A 22,877-nucleotide genomic window follows, 5' to 3' on the forward strand; every position below is an offset into this window, starting at 1 on the left:
GAGCCCATGGGGGTCGTGCGGGGCACTGCAGGCCACGGCGTGCTCCCGCCGCATCGCCGGGTGCGCTCCGCGCGCTGCCGTCCGCGACGAGCCGAGGCCGTGCCGACGGTTACCGTGGGGCCGTGACCGTCCGCGCCGTCGTCCTGCCCGGTACCCCGCTGCTCGTCCCCGGTGCCGCAGGCGCCGCCCCCGTGCTCGACGAGACGCGCGCCGCGGCGCTCGCGGCGCTGAGCCGACTCGTGGACGGTGTCCGGCCCGTTCGGGCGGACGGGACAGCGCCCGTGGTCGTCGTCGCGCCGGGAACCGCGCCGACGCGGGGGCCGGCGCGGGCATCGCTCGCGCCGGCGGGCGTCGCGGACGGCTGGCTCGAGCCCACCTGGGCCGTCGCGACACGTCCGGCCGGGCCGGACGCGTCGGTAGCGGGGACGGCCGCGTCGGTGGGGCTCCTCGCGCTGGCCGGCGCGGGCTGGACAGGCCCCGTCGAGGTCGTCGAGCTCGACGACGCCGACCCGCCCGCCGCGCAGGCGCTCGGCGCGAGCCTCGCCGGGCAGGGCGCCCGGCTCGTCGTCGTGCACGACCCGCGGGCCACGGCGCCGGACGCGGTGCTCACCGGGTTCGGCGCCGCGCCCGGCGCCGGGCACCGTCACGTCGCGACGGGGGAGTACGAGCAGCGCCGCTACGAGGTGCGCTGGTACGACGACGGCGCCCTCGCCTCCCTGGCCGGCGGGTCCGTCAGCCGCTGAGCCCCGCCCCGACGGCCGCGGCGTCCTGCTCGCGACCGAGGCGACGCAGGGTCGCGACGAGCTCGTTCGCGACCAGCGTCCGCGCGTCGCGGTCGTGGACGATCGCGAAGCCCTCCATCGCGGACTCGAGGAGGTCGACGGCCTGCGCGTCGTCACCGGCCTCGCAGCGGGAGCGGCCCGCGAGCCAGAACGCGTGGGCGGCGTCACCGACCTGCCCCGCGCGCGCGAACTCCTCCGCCACGGCCTCGGCGAGCGTGGCGGCGGCCTCGAGCTCTCCCGCGGTCGCCAGCAGCCGCGCTCGGGTGTCCCGCAGTTCACGGCGCTCCTGCTCGTCGGCCGCGGCGTCCCGCTCGACGAGGTCGGCAGCCCGGGGGACCTGCTCGCCGACGGCGGAACCCGCCGCGTCGAGGTCGTCCAGCGTGCGCTGCAGCTGTGCGAGCGCTCCGGTCACGTCACCGCGTCCGGCCTCCAGCCGGGCGTACGCACGGACGACCGGGCCGACGAACCGGGGCGCGACCCCACCCGCGCGCAGCAGCGCGAGGGCATGCACGAACGCCGGGGCGGCGCCCTCGTCGTCGCCCTCGACGGCGGCGAGCTGGGCCGCCTCGGCGAGCGCGAAACCGGCCCGGTCGAGGTGGCCCGCCGACTCCAGCAGCGCCGACGCGCGCCGCAGGAGCCGCGCGGCACGCACCGGGTCCTCGTCCGTGACGTCGTCGGCGAGCCGGAGCAGGCCCTCGGCGTCGGCGGGCTCGGCCCCGGCGTCCCCGGAGGGCTCGGTGCGGTGACCCGTGCCGAGGTCCGTTCCGGTCACGCCGCCGGTGGACGACGGGGTCGCGGCGTCCGACGCGGACGTCGCCAGGTCCTCGGCCGCGCCGGCACCGCCCAGTGCTGGGCCGCCCGGGGCGCGCGCTGCCTGCTCCGGCGCGGCCGCCAGGACCGAGAGGTCCACGGGCAGCGAGCGCGTCGCGCGGGCCCACGCGGCGCGCAGACGCTCGGACGCGGCGGGCGTGCCGTTGCGGGCGTCGAACGAGCCTGCGAGCTCGACCGCCTCGCGGCGGACCCAGTCGTCGAGCTGCCCGACGGTCGCCGCGGGCACGTCGCGCAGGGCGAGCGGCGCGTCCGCGTGCTCGGCCCGCAGCACGCCTGTCGCGACGCTCACGCTCGTGAGGAAGCCGAGGCGGTCGCCCGGCGAGTCGGCCTCCGTGAGGAACGCCTGGTGCTCGACGAGCAGGCGCAGCGCGCGCGACGCGTTGCCCGTGCGTGCGAGGAACTCGACGTGCCGGCCCTTCGGCCCGGTCATGGAGACGCCGGTGTCGAGGTGGCGCAGCGCCCGCCGGTGCGTTCGGGCCGCCGCCTGCGCGTCACCGACCTCCACGTACGCGAGCTGGAGGTGGGAGAGCATGTCACCGGGCTCGGTGGCGCACGAGGGCGAACCCTGGAGCACCTGCTCGAGGAGCCGGATGCCCTCCTCGTGGCGCCCTGTCTCGAAGAGGTACGCGGCACGGTCGCCCGGTTCGCAGGCCTCGCACTGGGAGTACTCGTCGCGCGGCGTCGCGACCCACGCGCGGTAGGCCTCCTCGACGTCTGCGCCCCCGAGCTCCCGTGCCCACTGGAAGCGCTCGAGGGCGACGGCGTTCGTGCCGTTGCCCGCGAGCGCGTACCGGCGCGCCATGTCGTCGAGCGTGCGCTCGATCTGTGCGGCCGGGACGGCGGGGAACTCCATGAGGTGCCCGACCATCCACTTGAACGACCAGAACAGCGAGTGCGCGTCCTCGGCGTCGAAGTGCTCGGGGTGCTCGTCCCACCAGCGCAGCATCTTGGTGAACGGCAGGTAGGCCTTGGTGACCTCGCCGCCCCAGACGTACGACTCCACGAGGACGAAGAGCGCGTACGCGCGCGCCCCGTCGGGCCCCTCGGCCTCGACACGCTCGACCTCGGCCGCGGCGGCCGTGGAGCGGGCGAGGCCGTAGGGCATGCGGCGGACGTCGTACAGCGCGGCGTTCACCTGGTCCACGGACCGGGTCATCGGTTCTCCTCGTCGGCGTTCTGGTCGGGTCGGGGCGGCGCTCCGGGGCCCGCGGCGAGCGCGCGGGCGAGCAGGAGCGACAGGGAGTCGTTCATCAGCGCGGCCTCGTCGGGCTGCAGCGCCTTGCCCGAGGCCAGCACCGCGGTCACGTACAGGGAGCGGGCGCCCGCGGCGCGGACCTCGGCGTCGGGGCTCGCGAGCAGGTCGCGCACCGTGTCGTTGGCGTCGTTGAGGACGAGCCGGCGCGGCCGGGCCGGGCCGCTGATGCCGGCAAGGATCTCCCCCCAGAGGTCGTCCGTCGCGGCGACGCGGGCCGCCTCGCGCGCGTGGTCGCCGTCGCGGTCGTGCAGCAGCATCGCGGGCAGGGCGTCCGGCTCGTAGCGGCGCAGCACGACGTCGCAGTCCTGGTCGGCGAGCGCGGCGTCGAGCGACGTGAGCGCGTCCGCGACCTCGAGCTCGCGCAGGGGCTCGACCTCGGCGAGGACGTGCGCGACGTCGGTGGCGGAGACCGGCGACAGCCGCCACAGGGGGAACCGCGCTGCGACATGCCCCAGCAGGTCCGCGTCGTAGACGTACCCGCCGTTGACGACGGGCAGCCCCTGGGCGGCCGCGACGGGCGCGATGCGGCGGAACTCCTCGACGCTCGACGTGTAGAGCAGGCGACCCTCGGGGTGGGCCTCGGCGAGGTCGGCGAGGGTGCCCGTCCCGGCGGTCGTCTCGAAGGGCAGCACGCGCGCGGCGACGTCGAGCATCTCGTCGTCGCTGAGCGCGAGCGCGCGGACCGCGAGGTGGTGGGTCTCGAGGAAGCGCCGTGCGAGCACGGAGTCCTCCGCGAGCGTCTCGAGGAGCCAGCGCCGCACCTGGGCGCCGAGGGCGTCCCGCGTCGCGAGCAGGATCTCGTCCTCGTACAGGCCCTCGCGGGACGCCGTGGGGCGCAGCGCGGACGCGTCGAGGACGCACCGGACGAAGAACGCCCACGGGGGCAGCAGGTCGTCGACCGCGCTCCCGAGCAGCATGCGCTTGAGGTAGACCCGGTGCCGTGCCGTGGTGGTCGGAGCGACCGCGGCCGGGAGGACGTACGCCACGCCGGACAGCCCCGCGACCGGCAGGTCGAGGTCGATGCGAGCGAGCGGCGTGAACCCGAGCGTCCGTTCCGCGTAGCCCGCGAGGGCCGCGTCGCGCGCGGCGGGCGTCGGGTGCGCGGCCCGCCAGGGGAGCTCGTCGCCGCTGAGCCGGCGCAGCACGACACGGGCGTCCGCGCCGTCCGCGTCCTGCTCGTCGAGACGCGTCTCGACGAGCAGCTCGACGGGCAGGAGAGAGCCGAAGTCCTGCGCGAGCGCGACCACCGTCTCCGGCGCGAGCCAGTGCTCGGTGTCTCGGCGCGCGTGCAGCCGCACGACGCTCCCCGGCCCCGCGGGCGCGTCCGGGTCGTCCGGGCCCAGCTCGACGAGCTCGTACCGCCCGTCCGCGCGGCCGCGCCAGCGGACCGGCAGGGCCGGTCCGCCGGAGGACGCCGGGCGGGCGGAGCGCGAGACGAGCTCGATCTCGTCGGCGACCATGAACGCCGAGAGCAGCCCGATGCCGAACTGGCCGAGGAACTCCTCGCGCCCGGTGCCGAGCTCGACGTCGCGCTTGGAGCTGCGCCCGATCGTCGCGAGCAGCTCCTGCGCCTCGTCGCGGGTCAGGCCGACGCCCGAGTCGTGCACCTCGAGTCCGCCGTCCCGGAGCGGGCGCAGCAGGATGCGGCTCGGGGCCGCCTCACCCTCCAGGGAGGCCCGCGCCGTGATCGCGTCGACCCCGTTCTGCAGGAGCTCGCGCAGGTACACGCGCGGGCTGGAGTACAGGTGCCGGGCGAGGAGGTCCACGACGCCCCGCAGGTCGACCTGGAACGCCGCCGTCGCCTCCCCGCCCGGTGCCGTGCCCGGCGGCTGGCTGCCGCCGTCGGTGCGCTCGTGCGCCGCGCTCACCGCGCGTCGACGTCGGCGCCGTCGGTGACCACGGCCTGCGCCGCCGTGCCGGGGAAGCGCTCGTCGAGCGCGTCGAAGAACTGGAGCCCCGTGAACAGACCGCACTCGACGAGCTGGCCGAGCTGGTCGTCCGCGACGCCGAACTCGAGGTCGGTCGCGACCTCGGTGTACACGGCGACCTGGTCGTCCTCGACCCGCGTGTAGACCTTGGGCCAGATCTTGTCGCGGTTGAACTCGTTGGCGACGAGCACGACCTGCGCCTCCGCCGCGGCCGGGAGCGTCCGGTTCCACCGGCCGCGGACCTGCAGGATCTCCTGCTTCTCGCCCATGAGGAAGAAGAAGAACACCTTGCCGTCCCAGTTGCCGCCGAGGTCCCCGTCGGAGTCGACGAAGTACTTCCAGTCGCGGCTCTTGAGGAACGCCTCGACCCGCTCGCGCGTCAACGGCGCGTTCTGGCTCGTCGGGGCGGCGTCCGGCTTGGTGAAGAAACCCATGTGCTCGAGTCCTTGTCGTCTGGGGGAGGGGCGTGCGCGCACGCCGCCCGGGCAGGTGGCGGCGCGTCGCCTGTCGGCAGTCGGCCCGCGAGGGCGGGCCGTCCACGGACACACTACGCATCCGCACCCACACCGCCCCAGGCCCGGACGGCCGGCCGGTACCGTTGCGCGGGTGAAAACCGAGCACGACCCGACCGGCGCACCGGCGGACGCGCCGACCGGCAGCCGCCGCGTCGTCGTCGCCGTCGTGGGCCCGACCGCCACGGGCAAGTCGGACCTCGCCCTCGACCTGGCCGAGCGGCTGTCCGTCCCCGGCGCGCCGGTGGAGATCGTCAACGCCGACGCCTACCAGCTCTACCGCGGCATGGACGTCGGCACGGCGAAGGTCCCCGTCGACGAGCGCCGCGGTGTGCGTCACCACCTGCTCGACGTGCTCGACCCCGTCGAGGACGCGTCGGTCGCGCGCTACCAGGCCGACGCCCGGCGCGCGCTCGACGAGATCGCCGCCCGCGGGGCGCGGGCCGTCGTCGTGGGCGGTTCGGGCCTCTACGTGCGCGCGCTCCTCGACGACATGCGCTTCCCCGGCACCGACCCCGCCGTGCGCGCGGCGCTCGAGGCGCGCGCCGAGGCCGAGGGGACGCGCGCGCTGCACGACGAGCTCGCGCGGCGCGACCCCGCGGCCGCCGCGAGCATCGGCCCCGCCAACACGCGGCGGATCGTGCGCGCCCTGGAGGTCATGGAGCTCACGGGGGAGCCCTTCACGGCGAACCTCCCGCGGCAGGTCTACGTGCGCCCGACCGTCCAGGTCGGCCTCGACTGCGACCGCGAGGTCCTCGACGCGCGCGTGGCCGGACGCGTCGAGCGCATGTGGGCGCAGGGCCTCGTCGACGAGGTGCGCCGCGTCGAGGCGCAGGGCATGGGCCGCACCGCGCGCCGCGCCGTCGGGTACGCCGAGGTCCTCGCCGCGCTCCACGGGGAGACGACCGAGGACGCGGCGCGCGAGGCGGTCACCGCCAACACGCGTCGCCTCGCGCGCAAGCAGATGGGCTGGTTCGGTCGCGACCCGCGCGTGCACTGGCTCGACGCGCAGTCCCCGACGCGCGTCGAGGACGCGCTCGCGCTCGTCGCCCGGGCCGACGAGCACGCGGCCGCCGTCGCACGGGGCGACGTCCCGGAGCCGGACGAAGCGGACAGCGCCGTCCCGGTGCGCCGTAGTCTGGGCTCATGACGCGCACCCGCTTCACCAAGGGCCACGGGACCCGCAACGACTTCGTGCTGCTCGCGGACACGAAGGGCGAGCTCGACCTCACGCCCGAGCTCGTGCGCGCGCTCGCCGACCGCCGCGGCGGGATCGGTGGCGACGGCGTCATCCGCCTCGTCCCGACGGCGCTCGTGCCCGAGTCGCGCGAGGTGCTGGCCGAGGACCCGCACGCCATCTGGTTCATGGACTACCGCAACGCCGACGGTTCGGTGGCCGAGATGTGCGGCAACGGCGTGCGCGTGTTCGCCGCGTTCGCCGAGCGGCTCGGGCTCGTGAGCTTCGCGGGCGGGACCGAGGTCCCCGTCGGGACGCGCGCGGGCGTCAAGCGCGTGCGCAAGGAGGCCGACGGCTGGTTCGCGGTCGACATGGGGCGCTGGTTCCTGCCCGGCGGCCGTCCCGCGCTGCACGACGGCTACGACGCGACGGTGGTCGTGCGCGGGTGGGAGGTCCCGCGCCCCGCGCTGAGCCTCGACCTCGGCAATCCCCACACCGTGCTCGCCGTCGCGCGCGAGGACCTGCTCGACCGCGCCGACCTCACCGAGGCACCCGTCGTCGAGCCGCACCCGGCGCACGGGACGAACGTCGAGCTCGTGGTGCCGCTCGGCGAGACGACCGCGGACGACGGGACCGTCGTCGGGCACGTGCGCATGCGCGTGCACGAGCGCGGCGTCGGGGAGACGCCGTCGTGCGGGACCGGCGCGTGCGCGGCGGCGCTCGCGGTGCGCGTCTGGGGCGGCCCCGACGCGCCCGAGACCTATCTCGTCGACGTCCCGGGCGGCACCGTGCGCGTGCGGGCGCTCGAGGGCGACCGCGTCGAGCTCGCGGGCCCGGCCGAGCTCGTGTACTCGGGCGAGGTCGACCTCGCCTCGTTCGCCCCCGTGGACACCGGGTCGGAGCCTCACGACGGCGGCCCCGTCCCGGCGCCCGGGTCCGCCGAGCCCGACGACGCGCCGCCGACGGCCGAGCCCGAGCCGGTCGCGGACCCGTCCGCCGAGGACCGGGCGTCGGTCTGACGGCCTCTCAGGCCGGCGCCACGACCTCCAGGACCCGGAAGCCCTTGGCGCTCGCGGCCCGCTCGACGACCGCACCCGGAAGAAGGGGCGGCAGGGCGTCGGCGAGCCAGCGCTGGAGCGAGTCCGAGCCGAGGTTGCGCTGCACGACGAGGTGCGCGCTCGCGCCCGGCGCGAGGCGCGGGAGCCAGCGCAGCAGCATCGCGTGCAGCACCTCCTTGCCGACGCGGATCGGCGGGTTGGACCACAGCGCGGCGAACGCGACGTCGCCGGGCACGTCCTCCGGCACGACCGCGCGGACGTTCGTCAGGCCCAGCCGCTCCGCGTTGCGCCGCACGAGGTCGAGCGCCCGCTCGTTGACGTCGACCGCCCAGACGGTCGCGCCCGGGGCCTCGAGCGCCATCGTCAGCGCGACCGGCCCCCAGCCGCAGCCGAGGTCGAGGACGTGCGCCGGACCGGTGTCCTTCCGGGCGGCGAGCACGTCGTCGAGAGGCGGGGTGGTGCGGAGCAGGACCTGCGTGCCGAGGTCGAGGCGACCGGGGGAGAAGACGCCCGACGCGACCTCCACCTGGACGTCCCGGCCGGCGAGGCGCACCGAGATCGTGCTGCGCTCGGCCGCGGACGCCGGCCTCGCCGTGAAGTAGTGGTCGTGCGAGCCGTCGCTCGCGGCGTCGACGGCGGGGTCCTGGTCCTCGGTCACGTCGGCCGATCCTACGCGGGCGCGCCCGGGAGGAGGGCGGACGGAGAGCGCCCGACCGCCGCTCGTGCGCTTAACCGCTGGCCTCGGGACGATTTCGCGTGCCACGCTTGTTGTCACACCTGGACGCACGAGCGCCCACCACCGACGGAAGGCGGCACATGAGCCCAACCCCTGCGAACACCCCGAACCCCACCTCGGCTCAGGACGAGCCGACCGGCGCGACGCGGGACATCGCGAGCGACGTCGTGGCGCGGGTGCTCGCTCGGGCCGGGACGGCACGCGCCGAGGGTGGCACGGTCCACGCCGAGCACGACGGCGAGCAGCTCGAGCTCGAAGAGCGCAGCGCGCTGCGCCGCGTGGTCGGCCTGTCGACCGAGCTCCAGGACGTCACGGAGGTCGAGTACCGGCAGCTGCGCCTCGAGAAGGTCGTGCTGGTCGGGCTGTGGAGCCCCGGCTCGGACCCGCGCGAGGACGGTGCGCCCACGTCTGCGGAGGAGGCGGAGATCTCGCTGCGCGAGCTCGCGGCGCTCGCGGAGACCGCGGGCTCCCAGGTGCTCGACGGCGTCATCCAGCGCCGCGCGAAGCCCGATCCGGGCACGTACCTCGGCTCCGGCAAGGCGGCGGAGCTCGCCGACGTCGTCGCCGCCAGCGGCGCGGACACCGTCGTGATCGACGGCGAGCTCGCGCCCTCCCAGCGGCGCGCGCTCGAGGACATCGTCAAGGTCAAGGTCATCGACCGGACCGCCCTGATCCTCGACATCTTCGCGCAGCACGCCAAGTCCCGGGAGGGCAAGGCGCAGGTCGAGCTCGCCCAGCTCGAGTACCTCCTCCCGCGCCTGCGCGGGTGGGGCGAGTCGATGTCCCGGCAGGCCGGTGGTCAGGTCGGCGGCGCCGGTGCGGGCATGGGGTCGCGCGGTCCCGGTGAGACGAAGATCGAGCTGGACCGTCGCCGCATCCGCAACCGCATGGCCAAGCTGCGCCGCGAGATCCAGGCGATGGCCCCGGGGCGCGAGACGAAGCGCGCGTCGCGCAAGCGGCACGCGATCCCGTCCGTCGCGATCGCGGGCTACACGAACGCGGGCAAGTCGAGCCTGCTCAACGCCATCACCGGCGCGGGCGTGCTCGTCGAGAACGCGCTGTTCGCGACGCTCGACCCCACGGTGCGCCGCACGCGCACCGAGGACGGCCGGGTCTACACGCTCGCCGACACGGTCGGGTTCGTGCGCGCCCTGCCGCACCAGCTCGTCGAGGCGTTCCGCTCGACGCTCGAGGAGGTCGGCGACGCCGACCTGCTGCTGCACGTCGTGGACGCGTCGCACCCGGACCCGGAGGGCCAGATCGCGGCGGTGCGCCACGTCCTGGCCGACATCCCGGGCGTGGAGGACGTGCCCGAGGTGATCGTCCTCAACAAGGCGGACCTCGCCGACCCGGAGACGATCGCGAGGATCCGGCTGCGCGAGCGCCGCACGGTCGTCGTCTCGGCGCACACGGGCGAGGGGATCGAGCACCTGCGCGAGCTCATCGCGCACGAGCTCCCGCGTCCCGACGTCGAGATCGACGTCGTGGTGCCCTACCACCGCGGCGACCTCGTGCACCGCGTGCACACCGAGGGCGAGATCGACCACGAGGAGCACACGCCCGAGGGCACGCTCCTGCGCGGGCGCGTCGCTCAGGCGCTCGCGACCGAGCTCGTCGGAGCCTCGGCTCAGGGCTGAGCCCTCGCGCGCCGGGCGCCGCCCGACGCGCGACCCCGTACGGCACGAGCCGTGCGGGGTCGTGCGCGTCCGGCCCGTCGTCCACAGGGCGGTCGGACCGTGGGCGGCCGACCGTAGACTCCTCGGGTGCCCCCCTCCACGCGACCCGCCCCCGACCGTGTCGACGCCGAGGAGCCGGGCACGACGGCCGGCGCCTCGGGAGGAGACGTCCCCGACGTGGACGAGCTCCTCGACGTCGCCGTCTCACGCCTGGGCGGTGCGCGCCGCGACGGGCAGCACGCGATGGCACGCGCGGTGACCGAGGCGATCGAGAGGTCCGAGCACCTCGTGGTCCAGGCGGGCACGGGCACGGGGAAGTCGCTCGGGTACCTCGTGCCGGCCGTGCGGCACGCCGTCGCGACCGACGAGCGGGTGATCGTCTCGACGGCGACCCTCGCGCTCCAGCGCCAGGTCATCACGCGCGACCTGCCCCTCGTCGCCGACGCCGTGGCGGACCGCCTCCCGCGCCCCGCGACGATCGCGCTCCTCAAGGGGTGGCACAACTACCTGTGCGTCCACAAGATCGCAGGCGGGTACCCGGCCGACGAGCCGACGCTGTTCGACCTGCCGGGCGAGTCGGCGGGCGCCGCCGACCACCCGGCCGCCCGCGGCGGGACCAGCGCGGCCGCGCTCGGCGAGCAGGTCGTGCGTCTGCGGGAGTGGGCCGACGAGACGTCGACCGGCGACCGGGACGACCTCGTGCCCGGCGTGAGCGACAAGGCGTGGCGGCAGGTCTCGGTCACCGCTCTCGAGTGCCTCGGGCAGCGGTGCCCGATGCTCGCCGAGTGCTTCCCCGAGAAGGCGCGCGCGACGGCCCGCGAGGCGGACGTCGTCGTGACCAACCACGCGATGCTCGGGATCGCCGCGATGGGGTCGCCCGGCGTGCTGCCCGAGCACGACGTGCTCGTCGTCGACGAGGCGCACGAGCTCGCGGACCGCGTCACGGCGGCCGCGACGGTCGACCTGTCGGTGCCCGCGATCGAGAGCGCGGCGCGGCTCGCGCGCCGGCACGGCGGCGTCACGACGGACACGCTCGACGCGGCGTCGGCGGCGTTCGGGACGGTCGTCGGTGCGCTGCCCGCCGAGCGGTTCCCGGACGGGCTTCCCGACGGTGCACGCTCGGCCGTCGCGGCGGTGCGCGACGCCGCGCGGGAGGTCCTCTCGACGCTCAAGCCCGAGACCGGGGTGACCAAGCCTGCCCAGCCGGACTCCGGGCTGAAGATGGCGCAGTCGACCATGCTGCAGCTCTTCGAGGTGGCCGAGCGCATGGCCGCCGACCCGGCGGGGCACGACGTGCTCTGGTGCTCGCGGCCCGGTGATGGGGGCTGGTCGGCCGACCGGTTCGGCGAGGGCGCGAGCCGCCTGCACGCCGCCCCGCTCGGCGTCGCCGGCCTCATCCGTACGCACCTGCTCGCCGAGCGGACGGGGGTGTTCACGTCCGCGACGCTCGCGCTCGGCGGGAGCTTCGACGCCGTGGCGCGCACCTTCGGGCTGGGCGGTGCGGCCGACGGCGGCACGGACGCGGACGCCGTGGGCGCGCCGCGGTGGCGCGGTCTCGACGTCGGGAGCCCGTTCGACTACCCGCGTCAGGGGATCCTCTACGTCGCGAAGCGACTGCCGACACCCGGCCGGGAGGCCTCGACCGAGCACCAGCTCGACGAGATCGCGGCGCTCGTCGAAGCCGCCGGGGGACGCACCCTCGGCCTGTTCTCCTCGCGGCGCGCCGCGGTGGCCGCGGCGGAGGCGATGCGCGAGCGGCTGGACGTGCCGATCCTGTGCCAGGGCGACGACCAGCTCCCGACGCTCGTGCGCGAGTTCGCCGCCGACCCGGCGACGTGCCTGTTCGGCACCTTGTCGCTGTGGCAGGGCGTCGACGTGCCGGGACCGTCGTGCCAGCTCGTGCTGATCGACCGCATCCCGTTCCCGCGCCCGGACGACCCGGTGAAGTCCGCCCGGGCCCGCGCGGTCGAGGCCGCGGGAGGCAACGGGTTCATGCAGGTCTCCGCGACGCACGCCGCGCTGCTGCTGGCGCAGGGCGCCGGTCGGCTGGTCCGGTCCATGACCGACCGCGGGGTCGTCGCGGTCCTCGACCCGAGGCTCGTGACCGCGCGCTACGGCACGTTCCTCACGCGCTCGATGCCGGAGTTCTGGCAGACGACCGACCGTGACGTCGCTACCGCTGCGCTGCGGCGCCTCGCCGCCCTAGGCTGAGGCCTTCCAGCGAAACTCCACGGAGGCGAGATGACGACGAGCACGTCCCCGCAGGGCACCGGTGACACGACCGCGGCCGGTCCGGGAGGGGGAGCGCGGACCACGAAGCTCGCGATCGTCGGGGCCGGGGCGGTCGGGTCGACGCTCGCGTACGCAGCCCTCATGCGCGGCGCCGCGCGCACGGTGGCGCTCCTGGACGTCAACCGGGCGAAGGTCGACGCAGAGGTGCTCGACCTCCAGCACGGCATCCAGTTCATGCCGATGGCGCGCGTCGAGGGCTCGGACGACGTCGCGGTGTGCGCCGGGGCGGACGTGGTCGTCGTGACGGCCGGGGCGAAGCAGAAGCCGGGCCAGACGCGGCTCGACCTGGCCGAGGGAACGATCGGCCTCATGCGCAGGATCCTGCCCGGGCTCGTGGAGGTGGCCCCGGACGCGGTCTACGTCATGGTCACCAACCCCGTCGACATCGTCACGTACGCGGCGCTCACGTTCTCGGGCCTGCCGCCCACGCAGCTCTTCGGCAGCGGGACGGTGCTCGACTCGTCGCGGCTGCGGTTCCTCGTCGCGCAGCACTGCGGCGTCGCGGTGCAGAACGTGCACGCCTACATCGCCGGCGAGCACGGCGACAGCGAGATCCCCCTGTGGAGCTCGGCGACGATCGGCGGCGTGCCGCTCCTCGAGTGGCCCGGTCTCGGAGGCCGCGGCCCGCTCACGGCGGAGGCGCGCGGCGACATCGCGCGCGAGGTGGTCCAGTCGGCGTACCGGATCATCGAGGGCAAGGGCGCGACGAACTACGCCGTCGCGCTCGCCGGTACGCGCATCATCGAGGCCGTGCTCGCCGACGAGCACCGCATCCTGCCCGTCTCGACGCTCCTCGACGGCGCGTACGGCCTCCACGACGTGTGCCTCTCGCTGCCGACGCTGGTCGACCGCCGGGGTGCCGCGGAACGCGTCGAGGTCCCGCTGGCCGACGACGAGCTCGCCGGCCTGCGCGCGTCCGCCGAGTCGCTGCGCGCGGTCGCCCGACGCTTCGGGCTCTGAGCCGGCGGACCTGCGGACGCCGAGAGCCGGGGGCGTCGGCCCACCCGGCTCTCGGCGTGCTCACCTCCGACGGGGCGACGACCGGGCTCAGAGGCTGCGCAGCACCGAGACGACGCGTCCCAGGACCTGGGCGTCGTCGCCCGGGATCGGGTCGTACGCGGCGTTGTGCGGCATGAGCCAGACGTGGCCGTCCGCACGGCGCAGGGACTTGACCGTGGCCTCGCCGTCGATCATCGCCGCGACGATCTCGCCGTTCTCCGCCACCGGCTGGCGGCGGACCACGACCCAGTCGCCGTCGCAGATCGCCGCGTCGATCATCGAGTCGCCCTGGACGCGCAGGAGGAAGAGCTCGCCCTCCCCGACGAGCTGTCGGGGGAGGGGGAACACGTCCTCGACGACCTGCTCCGCGAGGATCGGTCCGCCGGCGGCGATGCGGCCGACGACCGGGACGTACGACGGCGCCGGGTGCGCCTCGTCGTGCACGGGCTCGGGCGCGGTGCCGGCCGCGGTCAGCGGAGTCGCGCGCCGTGCGTCGTCCGGCTGGACGACCTCGATCGCGCGCGGGCGGTTCGGGTCCCGGCGCAGGAACCCCTTGCGCTCGAGAGTCGTGAGCTGGTGCTTCACGGACGACGGGCTCGTGAGGCCGACGGCCTCGCCGATCTCGCGCATGCTGGGCGGGTAGCCGCGCTGCTCGACGCACGCGCGGATGGTCTCGAGGACGAGGCGCTGCCTCGGGGTGAGCCCGTCGCCCCCGGCCGACCCGTCCGGGAGCTCGCGCACCTCGGCGAGCCCCCGTGCCCTGTCCGTGCCTCGTCCCGCCATGGTCGCTCCGCCCTCGTCCGTCGCGGCCGCCGGCGCTTCCCGGCCCACGGCCTCCCCTCCCCGGGACGTGCGCCCCGGGACCTCGGTCGCCCCACCGGGTCCGAGCGGACATGTCCGGCGAACCGACCTGACCCCAGGCTAGGGGAGGTTGCGACACGAATCAAACACCTGTTCGAGCATGTCTCGACTCTGTCGGCCGTTCGTGATAGACCTTCGTACAGATGTTCTACGTACACGTGTTCGACCGGTCCGGTCGACGCGGAGGGTGACGAGGCCTGCGGGTCCGATCGACCGGGGAAGGCGATCGAGTCCGCAGGCCGGGACGGAGCGGGCATGGGTGCGGTGGCGATCACGACGACGGGGCGCGTCGGCTCGACGGGCGGCGGTGCGGCGCCGGAGCGTGCGGGCGAGGCGCCCCTGCGGCTGACGCGACGCGGCCGCGCCGTCCTGGTGCTCCTGGCGGTCGCGGTCCTCCTGCTCGCGGCCCGCGTGGGCGTCGCCGTCGCGAGCGGCCCGGGCGAGCCGACGGAGGTTCGCGTCCACGTCGTCAGCTCGGGCGAGACGTTGTGGGAGCTCGCGCGGGGCGTCGCGGCGCCGGGCGAGGACCTGCGTGACGTCGTGGGCGCGCTGGTCGAGCTCAACGGGCTCGAGTCGTCGGGTCTCGACGCGGGCCAGAAGATCGTCCTCCCGGTCGCGCGGGGATGAGGTCCGCCGGCCGTCGTCGTGCTCCCGACGGCGCGACCGGGCGGCGTCAGCAAGGGACGCTGTGACGCAGGCCACGGCTCGGATCGCGTCGGCCTGCGCTCGAGGGGTTGCGCAGAGATTTAGGTCGACCTAAGTTAGTGTCACCTCACACGCCGGCTGGGGGGCTGGGCGGTCGAGGCGGGGAGTACGCGGTCCACCGCGACTCCCGTGCACGTCACCGCGCGTGAGGCGAGTCACGCGCGAGATGGGGACGGGGGCGTCCCGACGGGGGCGGTCGATCACGACCGCCCCCGTTCTGCTGCCTCCCGCCGGCTGCGGCCGGGCGTGCTGTGTGCGCCGGGACCTGTCGCGTGTTGCACCTGCCCGCGGTGACGGCATACGTTCGTCGCGCCGACCTGTCGGCGAGACCCGCGGAGGAGCCCGCCATGCACTGCCCGTTCTGCCGTCACGCGGACTCTCGCGTCGTCGACTCCCGCACGTCGGACGACGGCGCGTCGATCCGGCGCCGTCGTCAGTGCCCGGAGTGCAACCGTCGCTTCACGACGATCGAGACCGCGAGCCTGTCGGTGGTCAAGCGGTCGGGCGTCACGGAGCCGTTCTCTCGCGAGAAGATCGTCAACGGCGTGCGCAAGGCGTGCCAGGGGCGGCCCGTCAACGAGGACGACCTCGCCGTGCTCGCCCAGCGCGTCGAGGAGACGATCCGCGCCAGCGGCAGCGCCGAGCTCGACGCCTACGAGATCGGGCTCGCGATCCTCGGCCCTCTGCGTGAGCTCGACGAGGTCGCCTACCTCCGCTTCGCGAGCGTCTACCAGGCGTTCGACTCGCTCGAGGACTTCGAGAGCGCCATCACCTCGCTGCGCGTCGAGCGCGAGGAGCGCGAGTCTGCCGCACGCGCCGAGGGCGCCGCGCTCGACGCGGCTCCGGCAGCGGACGCGCGTGAGGAGCGCGCACCGCACGCCTGAGTCGCGCGGGACGGCGCGGCGGCCGGAGCCGACCTCGCACGCCTCGACGGGCGGCGGGCGGACCGGCGCGGTCTCCTGACGGTCTACAGGTCGCTGGACCGCGATGCCCAGATGTTGATGCCGGTGTCTGCGGGCAGCGAGTCCACGGCGGTGAGCTCCTCCGCGGAGAGGTCCGGGGCGGCGAGCGCGGCGAGGTTCTCGTCGAGCTGCCGGGTCGAGCTCGCGCCGAGCAGGACCGAGGTCACGCGCTCGTCCCGCAGTGCCCAGAGGATCGCCGTCGCGGCGAGGCTGCGCCCGTGGGCGCGGGCGAGCTCGTCGAGGCGGCTGACACGGGCCAGGTTCGCCTCGGAGAGGAACGCCGGGCGCAGCGGTCCGCCGCGCGCGGCGCGCGAGCCCGCCGGGACACCCTGGAGGTAGCGGTCGGTGAGCATGCCTTGCGCCAGCGGGGAGAAGGCCACGACGCCGACACCCTCGGCGGCGGCGACGTCGAGCACGGAGGCGCCTGCGGGGTCGTTCGGATCGGGCACCTCGATCCACCGGTTGAGCATCGAGTACGACACCTGGGTCACGACGAGCTCGACACCGACCTGCTCCGCGACGCGCAGCGCCTCCCGCGTGCGCCGCGCGGAGTAGGAGGAGATGCCCGCGTAGCGCGCCCGTCCCGAGCGCACCGCGGTGGCGAGCGCGCCGATCGTCTCGGTGAGCGGCGTCGTCGGGTCGAAGCGGTGGGAGTAGAAGATGTCGACGTGGTCCCGCCCGAGGCGGCGCAGCGAGGCGTCGAGCGAGGAGAGCAGGTACTTGCGCGAGCCGCCCTCCCCGTAGGGTCCGGGACCCATGCGGTAGCCGGCCTTGGTCGTCACCACGAGCTCGTCGCGGACCGGGCGCAGCTCGCGGGCGAGCAGGCGCCCGAGCGACTCCTCGGCCGCTCCGCCCGGCGGGCCGTAGTTGTTCGCGAGGTCGAGGTGCGTCACGCCCCGGTCGACGGCGTGCAGGACGATCTCGCGCTGGGTGGAGACGGGGTCGGCCACGCCGAAGTTCTGCCACAGGCCCAACGAGACCGCGGGTAGCCGGATCCCGGTCCGGCCGAGCCGACGGTGCGGCAGCGGGGCTCGGTCCGGGGCGGTCGACGCGGGGCGCGCGGTTCCGGTGGGCGTGGTGGACGGCTCGAGCGGCACGTGGCCGACGCTACCCGACGCCGCCGACCCGGCGAGCCGTGCCCGGGACAAATCAGGTGGCGTCCGCTGCTGCCGTGGGGGAGGCTGGCGAGGTGCCCGTCCCGCCGGGCCGACCGCAGTGCAGAACCGAGTTCCCCACCGACGAGGAGAGCGCCATGGCGTCCGACCAGCAGCGACCCGCTGCAGACACCGCACCGACCGAGGAGGCCAAGGCGAAGTTCCGGGAGGCGCTCGACCGGAAGAACGCGGCACGCCACCGCACGGCGGACGGCGAGACCAACACCGGGTCGGTGCACGGCTCCGAGACCGTCGGTCCGGTCCAGCGCACGTTCCGCCGCAAGTCCGGCTGACCTGCGTTCCGTCGTCCGGCCGTCCCGCACGGGGCGGCCGGACGACGCACGTCCGGGGTCAGTCCTCCGGTCGCGCGAAGCGTCGTCCCGTGAGCTCGCGGGCCTCGACCACCACCCATTCCTCGGTCGGCACGTCGACCGTGGGGACCAGCGGGTCCGCACCGTCGCGGACGGCGTCCACCTCGTGCTCGCTCCCGACCCGGTGGGCAGTCCCCCGGGCGACGACGCTCCACGCCCCGTCGTCGTCGACGTGGTCCCACTCGAGCGCGACGCGCTCGTTGGTCACGAGCGTCGCCAGCTTGGTCCCCGGTATGGTGCGGAACGCGAGCGTGCGCTCGTGCGCCCGCACGGTGACGGGGTAGATGTCCGGCTCGCCCCGCACGCTCACGGCGAGGCGTGCGACGTGGGTCCCCTCCACGAGGTCCCACGACGCGTCGGCGTCGAGGATCTGCGGCCCGTCGTGCGTGTATCCGGTCATGCCTCATCGTGGCACCACCGCGCGCAGGGCGCTCAGCGGCGAAGGTCATGGCACCCGAGGACCTTCGCCGCGTGCGCCGAGCAGGGCCGGGCACGCGGCGAAGGCGCTCGGGCCGAGCGTCAGTCGAGGACGCGCAGGGCGATCGTCTGCTCCATCGCGGCCAGCGCGTCGATGACCGCGGGCTCGACGCGCGAGCCGACGTCGGTGACGACGTACCCGATCTCGCCGCGCGTCGCGAGGAGCTGACCCTCGATGTTCGTGCCGTGCTCCGCGAGCGTCGCGTTGACGGCGGCGAGGACACCGGGCGTGTTGCGGTGCAGGTGCGTGATCCGGGTGATCCCGGTCGTCTGCTCCAGCGCGAGGTTGGGGACGTTGACGCTCAGCGTCGTGGAGCCCGTCGTGAGGTAGTCGCGCAGCTTGGCCGACACGAACTGGCCGATCGCCTCCTGCGCCTCCTCGGTGGACCCGCCGATGTGCGGGGTGAGGATGACGTTCGGCAGGCCGCGGAGCTCGGAGTCGAACGCGTCGCCCTTGCGCTTGGGCTCGTGCGGGAAGACGTCGACCGCCGCGCCGGCGATGCGGCCCTCGACGATCGCCTCGCGCAGCGCGCCGTAGTCCACGACGAACCCGCGCGACAGGTTGAGGAAGATCGAGCCCTCGCGCATGCGGGCGAACTGCTTGGCCCCGAACAGCCCGGCGTTGCCCTGGCGGCCGTCGACGTGCAGGGTGACGACGTCGGCCTGCTCGAGCAGCTCGTCGAGCGTGTCCATGCGGCGCGCGTTGCCGAGCGCGAGCTTCTCCGCCGTGTCGTAGAAGACCACGGACATGCCGAGGTTCTCCGCCACGACCGAGAGCTGGGTGCCGATGTTGCCGTAGCCCACGATGCCGAGCGTGCGGCCCCGGACCTCGTGCGCGCCCTCCGCCGACTTGTCCCAGCGGCCCTCGTGCAACGCGCGGTCGCGCTCGGTGAGGCGGCGCGTGAGCGCGATGATCTCGGCGAGCGCGAGCTCGACCACGGAGCGCGTGTTCTGGAACGGGGCGTTGAACACGGCGACGCCCTGCGTCGCGGCGGAGCGCAGGTCGATCTGGTTCGTGCCGATGCAGAACGCGCCGAGCGCCACCAGGTCGGGGGCGTTCTCGAGCACGTTCGCGGTGACGTTCGTCTTGGACCGGATGCCGAGCAGGTGGACCCCGTCGAGGGCCTCGATCAGCTCGGACTCGTCGAGGGCGCCGGTGCGGACGGTGACGTCGATTCCCGCCGCCTCGAGGTTCGAGGCAGCGAGAGGGTGCAGGTTTTCAAGGAGGAGGGCGCGTAGCACGCTCCCATGGTGCGCCCGGTCCGCGGTCCGGACCAAACGGGTCTTGACCCTCGGGACGAGGTGAACGGCCCTCTCCCGTCGACCGACCGCCCGTCAGCGGGCCGTGTGCGGCACGTCTCCCGTGCCCGTCGCGCCGCCGGTGTCGGCGATGCCCGCGGGAAGCGCGCGAGCGTGCACGACGACCAGGCGCTGGGTCGGGCGGGTCATGGCGACGTAGAGGTCCGACGCGCCGGACGGGACGGTCGCGACGTCGGCCGGCTCCACGAGCACGACGGCGTCGAACTCCAGCCCCTTCACCTGGACGGGGTCGAGCACCGCGACCGGGGCGTCCGGACCGGCGTCCTCGAGGTCGAGAGCGGCGCGCAGGTCGGCGACGGCCGGCGCGGCGGCGACGACGGCGACGCGTCCGGACTCCGCGGCGACGAACTCCGCGCGCGCCGCCTCGACCTCGGCACGGACCCGGGTGTGCAGGTCCTCCGACGCGACCGCGACCACGCGCAGGGCGTCCTCCACCTCGCGCGCCGACGTGAGCGGGGAGACGGGGAGCCCCGAGGCGAGGGCGGCGCGGCGTGCCGCGTCGGCGACGGAGGCCGGCGTGCGGTAGTTGACGGTCAGCTCGGCGAGACGCCACGCGTCGCGGAAGACCGGGTCGAGCATGCCCTTCCAGGACCGTGCCCCGGCGAGGGACGACGTCTGCGCGACGTCGCCGACCACGGTGAACGAGCGCGTCGGGCACCGGCGCACGAGCATGCGCCACGCCATGGCCGAGAGCTCTTGCGCCTCGTCGACCACGACGTGACCGTAGGTCCACGTGCGGTCCTGCGCGGCGCGCTCCGCCGTGGTCAGGCGGGGCCCCGTCGCGGCGAACCGCTCGGCGAGGATGTCCGCGCCGACGATGCCGCCGCCCGCGCCGGACGACTCGAGCACCTGCCGCGCGTACTCGAGGTCCTGCGCGCGCTGCGCCGCCCGTGCGGCGGCCTCGGCGCGCTCCGCCTGGTCGTCCTCGCCGAGCAGCTCGGCGGCCTCGTCGAGGAGCGGGACGTCCGCAGGCGTCCACGGCGAGCCCTTCGGCCGCTCGAGCAGGCGCCGGTCGCCCGACGAGAGCTCGGGCGCCGCCTCGGCGAGCCGGTGCGGCTTGGTCCAGAGGTCCTCGACGAGCCGCTCCGGGGTGAGCGGCAGCCACGCGAGGTTGAGCGCCACGCGCACGTCGCGGTGGGAGCGCAGGTCCTCGAGCGCGAGCGCGCGGTCCTCGCCGACGAGCGGCTCGCCGAGCTGGCGCCCGTACTGGTCGACGAGCCGCGAGAGCATCTCGCGGACGAAGGTCACGCGCGCGAGGTTGTGGGGCTTGTGGGTGCGCCGGGCCTTGGCGATCGCGTCGCGCACGTCGCGGCGCCGGATCAGCAGGTCGTGCCCGTCGAGACGGACGGGCACGTCCGCGGCCGGGACCCGCTCGCGCGCCCGCACGGCCCGTCGCACGGCGCGCGCCATGACCGCACGCCCCTTGACGCGCGCGACGCGCGGGTCCTCGGCGGCGTCGGCGACCACGCCGGGCAGGAGGTCGGCGATCGTCGTGCTCACGACCCCCGTCTCGCCGAGGGACGGCAGGACCTGGTCGATGTAGCGCAGGAACGAGTGGCTCGGGCCCACGAGGAGGACGCCGGAGCGCTCGAGCAGGCGGCGGTGCGCGTAGAGCAGGTAGGCGGCGCGGTGGAGCGCGACGGCCGTCTTCCCCGTCCCGGGACCGCCCTGGACGACGAGCGCGCCCGCGAGCCCGGAGCGGATGATCGCGTCCTGCTCCGCCTGGATCGTCGCGACGATGTCGCCCATGCGTCCGGTGCGGCCCGCCGCCATCGCGGCGAGGAGCGCGCCCTCGCCCGAGAGCGTCGTGCCGGTCACCGCCTCCGGTGCGTCGAGGTCCAGGAGCTCGTCCTCCAGGCCCGTCACCTCGCGCCCGCGCGTCACGAGGTGCCGGCGCCGGACGACGCCGTCGGGGTGGGCGGCCGTCGCGCGGTAGAACGACTGCGCCGCGGGTGCGCGCCAGTCGGTGAGGAGGCTCGTGTGCTCCTCGTCGGTCAGTCCGATGCGCCCCACGTAGCGGCGCGTGCCGTCGTCCAGGTCGAGGCGGCCGAACGCGAGACGGTCCTCGACGGCGTCGAGCTGCGCGACGCGGTCCTCGTAGAGCGTCGCGAACGCGTCGCGCTCGCTCCGGTTCTGCGGCGAGCCCGAGGGGCCGGACCGCCGCACGTCGTCGAGCCGCGCCCGGGCGCCGGCCCGCAGCTCGTCGAGGCGCGCGTAGAGGGTGTCCACGACCTCCTGCTCGAGCCGGAGCTCGTCGTTGCGTCCCACGCTGTCCCTTCCCTCGACCGGGCGTCGGGCCCGGGCTCCCGCCCGTGACACGGCCGTCCATTATGGCGTACCGCCGCGGGCCACCGGACAGGTCCCCGGCGCGTCCCGGGCTCGTGACCGGGACCGACACGCGCCGGACGCTAGGATCGTGGGCCATGGCGACCAGAGGGCAGCGGGCGTCGTGACCGGGACCGACCGCCGGGTCCCCGTGCGACCCTCGGCGCGGGGCGACGATGCCGCCGCGCGCGACCAGGCGCTCTCCGAGCGTGCCGTCCTGTCCCCGACCGACGAGCTGCGCATCCTCCTCGTGGAGGACGACGACGGCGACGCGATCCTCGTCGAGGAGCTCCTGTCCGACGGCGACCTCACCGTCGAGCTGCACCGTGCGACGACGCTCGACGCCGCTCTCGAGGAGCTCGTCTCGCGGGACGTCGACTGCGTGCTGCTGGACCTCGGGCTGCCCGACTCGGTCGGGCTGTCGGCGGTGGAGCGCGTGCGGACCGGCACCCACCCGCCCGCGCTGGTGGTCCTCACGGGGCACGCGGGCATCGACCTCGGCGTCCAGGCGGTCGCGGCGGGCGCCGACGACTACCTGGTGAAGGGGGAGGTCGACGGGGACCTCCTGGGCCGGTCGGTGCGCTACGCCGTCCAGCGGCGCAGGTCCGTCGAGCAGCAGCGCGCGCTGTACCGCAGCGAGGTGCGGGCGGCCGAGACCGCGCGCCTCGAGCGCGCGCTCCTGCCCACGCCGCTCGTCCGGGACGACCGCCTCGACGTCATGGTGGGCTACGTCCCGGGAGGCAACGGGCTGCTCGGCGGCGACTTCTTCGACGCCGTCGAGCGGCCGGACGGGACGGTCCTGTGCGTCATCGGCGACGTCGCCGGCCACGGCCCCGACGAGGCCGCGCTCGGCGCGACGCTGCGCACGGCCTGGCGCACCATCGTGCTCTCCGACACCCCGCCGGAGGGCATCCTCCCGCTCCTGGAGCGCGTCCTCGTGCCCGAGCGCTCCCGCCCCGAGGTCTTCGTCACGCTCTGCCAGGTCGTGGTCTCCGCGGACCGCCGACGTGCGGAGGTCTACCTCGCGGGGCACCTCGCGCCGCTCCTGCTGCGCGACACCGCGACCGAGATCACGCCCACCGCGCGCGGCCGCGCTCTCGGGATCCCCGTCCAGGGAGGGTGGACGTCGCAGCCCGTCGACCTCGGCGAACGCTGGGCGCTCATGCTCTACACGGACGGTCTCGTCGAGGCGACGGTCGCGCGGCCGGGGGACTCGACGGGGCCGCGCGCCCGCCCCGAGCGCGTCGGCGTCGACGGCCTGCGCCGTGCCGTCGACAGCGCGCTCGAGCAGGGCGTCGAGGGGGTCGTGGAGCGCGTCTTCCGCCGAGTGCGCGACCTGCACGGGGGCCCGCTGGCGGACGACGCCGCGCTCCTCGTGATCGGCTGGGGCGGGGACGAGGGCAGCCCCGGTGAGCGCACGGCGACCCTCGCGGACTCGGACGAGTGGGCCCGGTGA

General features: G+C 75.3%; 19 protein-coding genes. 10 read left to right on the forward strand and 9 right to left on the reverse strand.

Annotation, left to right across the window (positions count from 1 at the left end; all coding sequences use genetic code 11):
- Positions 1–122 precede the first annotated feature (122 nt).
- A complete protein-coding gene (locus JN535_RS15075) occupies positions 123–743 on the forward strand; it encodes a hypothetical protein (protein WP_205206398.1) in 621 nt (206 codons plus the stop codon).
- On the opposite strand, the gene JN535_RS15080 is transcribed toward JN535_RS15075, so the two are convergent.
- The 3 genes from JN535_RS15080 to JN535_RS15090 are packed head-to-tail and all read right to left on the reverse strand — an operon-like array spanning position 733 to position 5,230.
- The gene (locus tag JN535_RS15080) at positions 733–2,769 is read right to left on the reverse strand and encodes a hypothetical protein (protein WP_205206399.1); all 2,037 of its coding nucleotides are present in this window, start codon (positions 2,767–2,769) and stop codon (positions 733–735) included. The two genes, JN535_RS15075 and JN535_RS15080, sit on opposite strands and share 11 nt — an antisense overlap.
- On the reverse strand, positions 2,766–4,736 hold the full coding sequence (locus JN535_RS15085; RefSeq protein WP_205206400.1) for an HSP90 family protein: 1,971 nt from the start codon (positions 4,734–4,736) through the stop codon (positions 2,766–2,768). Before JN535_RS15085 ends, JN535_RS15080 begins: the two co-directional genes overlap by 4 nt.
- Positions 4,733–5,230 (reverse strand): YbjN domain-containing protein, encoded by a 498-nt coding sequence (locus JN535_RS15090; RefSeq protein ID WP_205206401.1) that lies wholly within the window; start codon positions 5,228–5,230, stop codon positions 4,733–4,735. Before JN535_RS15090 ends, JN535_RS15085 begins: the two co-directional genes overlap by 4 nt.
- A gap of 172 nt (positions 5,231–5,402) precedes the next feature.
- On the opposite strand from JN535_RS15090, the gene miaA reads away from it, so the two are divergent.
- Together miaA and dapF are read left to right on the forward strand one after the other, a co-directional pair.
- Positions 5,403–6,458, forward strand: coding sequence for a tRNA (adenosine(37)-N6)-dimethylallyltransferase MiaA (miaA, locus tag JN535_RS15095; RefSeq protein ID WP_307868777.1), 1,056 nt, complete (start codon positions 5,403–5,405; stop codon positions 6,456–6,458).
- The gene (gene dapF / locus JN535_RS15100) at positions 6,455–7,504 is read left to right on the forward strand and encodes a diaminopimelate epimerase (protein ID WP_205206403.1); all 1,050 of its coding nucleotides are present in this window, start codon (positions 6,455–6,457) and stop codon (positions 7,502–7,504) included. The genes miaA and dapF overlap by 4 nt, the downstream gene beginning before the upstream one ends.
- Before the next feature lie 7 nt (positions 7,505–7,511).
- On the opposite strand, the gene JN535_RS15105 is transcribed toward dapF, so the two are convergent.
- The gene (locus tag JN535_RS15105; RefSeq protein ID WP_205206404.1) at positions 7,512–8,201 is read right to left on the reverse strand and encodes a class I SAM-dependent methyltransferase; all 690 of its coding nucleotides are present in this window, start codon (positions 8,199–8,201) and stop codon (positions 7,512–7,514) included.
- 158 nt (positions 8,202–8,359) lie between these two features.
- Between JN535_RS15105 and hflX the strand changes: the two genes are divergently transcribed.
- The 3 genes from hflX to JN535_RS15120 all read left to right on the forward strand — a co-directional run bounded on the left by hflX (position 8,360) and on the right by JN535_RS15120 (position 13,207).
- Positions 8,360–9,916: a GTPase HflX gene (hflX, locus tag JN535_RS15110; protein ID WP_205206405.1), complete on the forward strand. Its 1,557-nt coding sequence runs from the start codon at positions 8,360–8,362 to the stop codon at positions 9,914–9,916.
- Between the two features lie 126 nt (positions 9,917–10,042).
- The gene (locus tag JN535_RS15115; protein WP_374100517.1) at positions 10,043–12,166 is read left to right on the forward strand and encodes an ATP-dependent DNA helicase; all 2,124 of its coding nucleotides are present in this window, start codon (positions 10,043–10,045) and stop codon (positions 12,164–12,166) included.
- Between the two features lie 30 nt (positions 12,167–12,196).
- Positions 12,197–13,207: an L-lactate dehydrogenase gene (locus tag JN535_RS15120; protein WP_205206406.1), complete on the forward strand. Its 1,011-nt coding sequence runs from the start codon at positions 12,197–12,199 to the stop codon at positions 13,205–13,207.
- An 87-nt stretch (positions 13,208–13,294) separates the two neighbouring features.
- Here the strand turns inward: JN535_RS15120 and lexA are convergent, their stop codons facing one another.
- The gene (lexA, locus tag JN535_RS15125) at positions 13,295–14,029 is read right to left on the reverse strand and encodes a transcriptional repressor LexA (protein WP_205206407.1); all 735 of its coding nucleotides are present in this window, start codon (positions 14,027–14,029) and stop codon (positions 13,295–13,297) included.
- Positions 14,030–14,362: 333 nt separating this feature from the next.
- On the opposite strand from lexA, the gene JN535_RS15130 reads away from it, so the two are divergent.
- Together JN535_RS15130 and nrdR are read left to right on the forward strand one after the other, a co-directional pair.
- On the forward strand, positions 14,363–14,734 hold the full coding sequence (locus JN535_RS15130; protein WP_205206408.1) for a LysM peptidoglycan-binding domain-containing protein: 372 nt from the start codon (positions 14,363–14,365) through the stop codon (positions 14,732–14,734).
- Positions 14,735–15,159: 425 nt separating this feature from the next.
- Positions 15,160–15,696, forward strand: coding sequence for a transcriptional regulator NrdR (nrdR, locus tag JN535_RS15135; RefSeq protein ID WP_205206409.1), 537 nt, complete (start codon positions 15,160–15,162; stop codon positions 15,694–15,696).
- 83 nt (positions 15,697–15,779) lie between these two features.
- Here the strand turns inward: nrdR and JN535_RS15140 are convergent, their stop codons facing one another.
- Complete coding sequence (locus JN535_RS15140; RefSeq protein WP_205206410.1) at positions 15,780–16,871, reverse strand: aldo/keto reductase; 1,092 nt, start codon at positions 16,869–16,871, stop codon at positions 15,780–15,782.
- Between the two features lie 155 nt (positions 16,872–17,026).
- On the opposite strand from JN535_RS15140, the gene JN535_RS15145 reads away from it, so the two are divergent.
- Positions 17,027–17,221 carry a DUF5302 domain-containing protein gene (locus JN535_RS15145; protein ID WP_205206411.1) on the forward strand — a complete coding sequence of 65 codons (195 nt, stop codon included), beginning with the start codon at positions 17,027–17,029 and terminating at the stop codon, positions 17,219–17,221.
- A 58-nt stretch (positions 17,222–17,279) separates the two neighbouring features.
- Here JN535_RS15145 and JN535_RS15150 read toward each other — a convergent pair whose 3' ends face one another.
- From JN535_RS15150 to JN535_RS15160, 3 genes are all read right to left on the reverse strand, one after another.
- Positions 17,280–17,699: a pyridoxamine 5'-phosphate oxidase family protein gene (locus tag JN535_RS15150; protein ID WP_205206412.1), complete on the reverse strand. Its 420-nt coding sequence runs from the start codon at positions 17,697–17,699 to the stop codon at positions 17,280–17,282.
- 119 nt (positions 17,700–17,818) lie between these two features.
- Positions 17,819–19,018: a phosphoglycerate dehydrogenase gene (gene serA, locus JN535_RS15155; protein WP_205206413.1), complete on the reverse strand. Its 1,200-nt coding sequence runs from the start codon at positions 19,016–19,018 to the stop codon at positions 17,819–17,821.
- A 93-nt stretch (positions 19,019–19,111) separates the two neighbouring features.
- Entirely contained in the window at positions 19,112–21,364 is a 2,253-nt protein-coding gene (locus tag JN535_RS15160; protein ID WP_205206414.1) for a HelD family protein, read from the reverse strand.
- Between the two features lie 148 nt (positions 21,365–21,512).
- Here JN535_RS15160 and JN535_RS15165 point away from each other — a divergent pair, with 148 nt between their 5' ends.
- Positions 21,513–22,877: a PP2C family protein-serine/threonine phosphatase gene (locus JN535_RS15165; RefSeq protein ID WP_307868779.1), complete on the forward strand. Its 1,365-nt coding sequence runs from the start codon at positions 21,513–21,515 to the stop codon at positions 22,875–22,877.

Origin of the sequence: Cellulosimicrobium cellulans (assembly GCF_016921195.1) — a bacterium.
Lineage (GTDB): Bacteria > Actinomycetota > Actinomycetes > Actinomycetales > Cellulomonadaceae > Cellulosimicrobium > Cellulosimicrobium cellulans_F.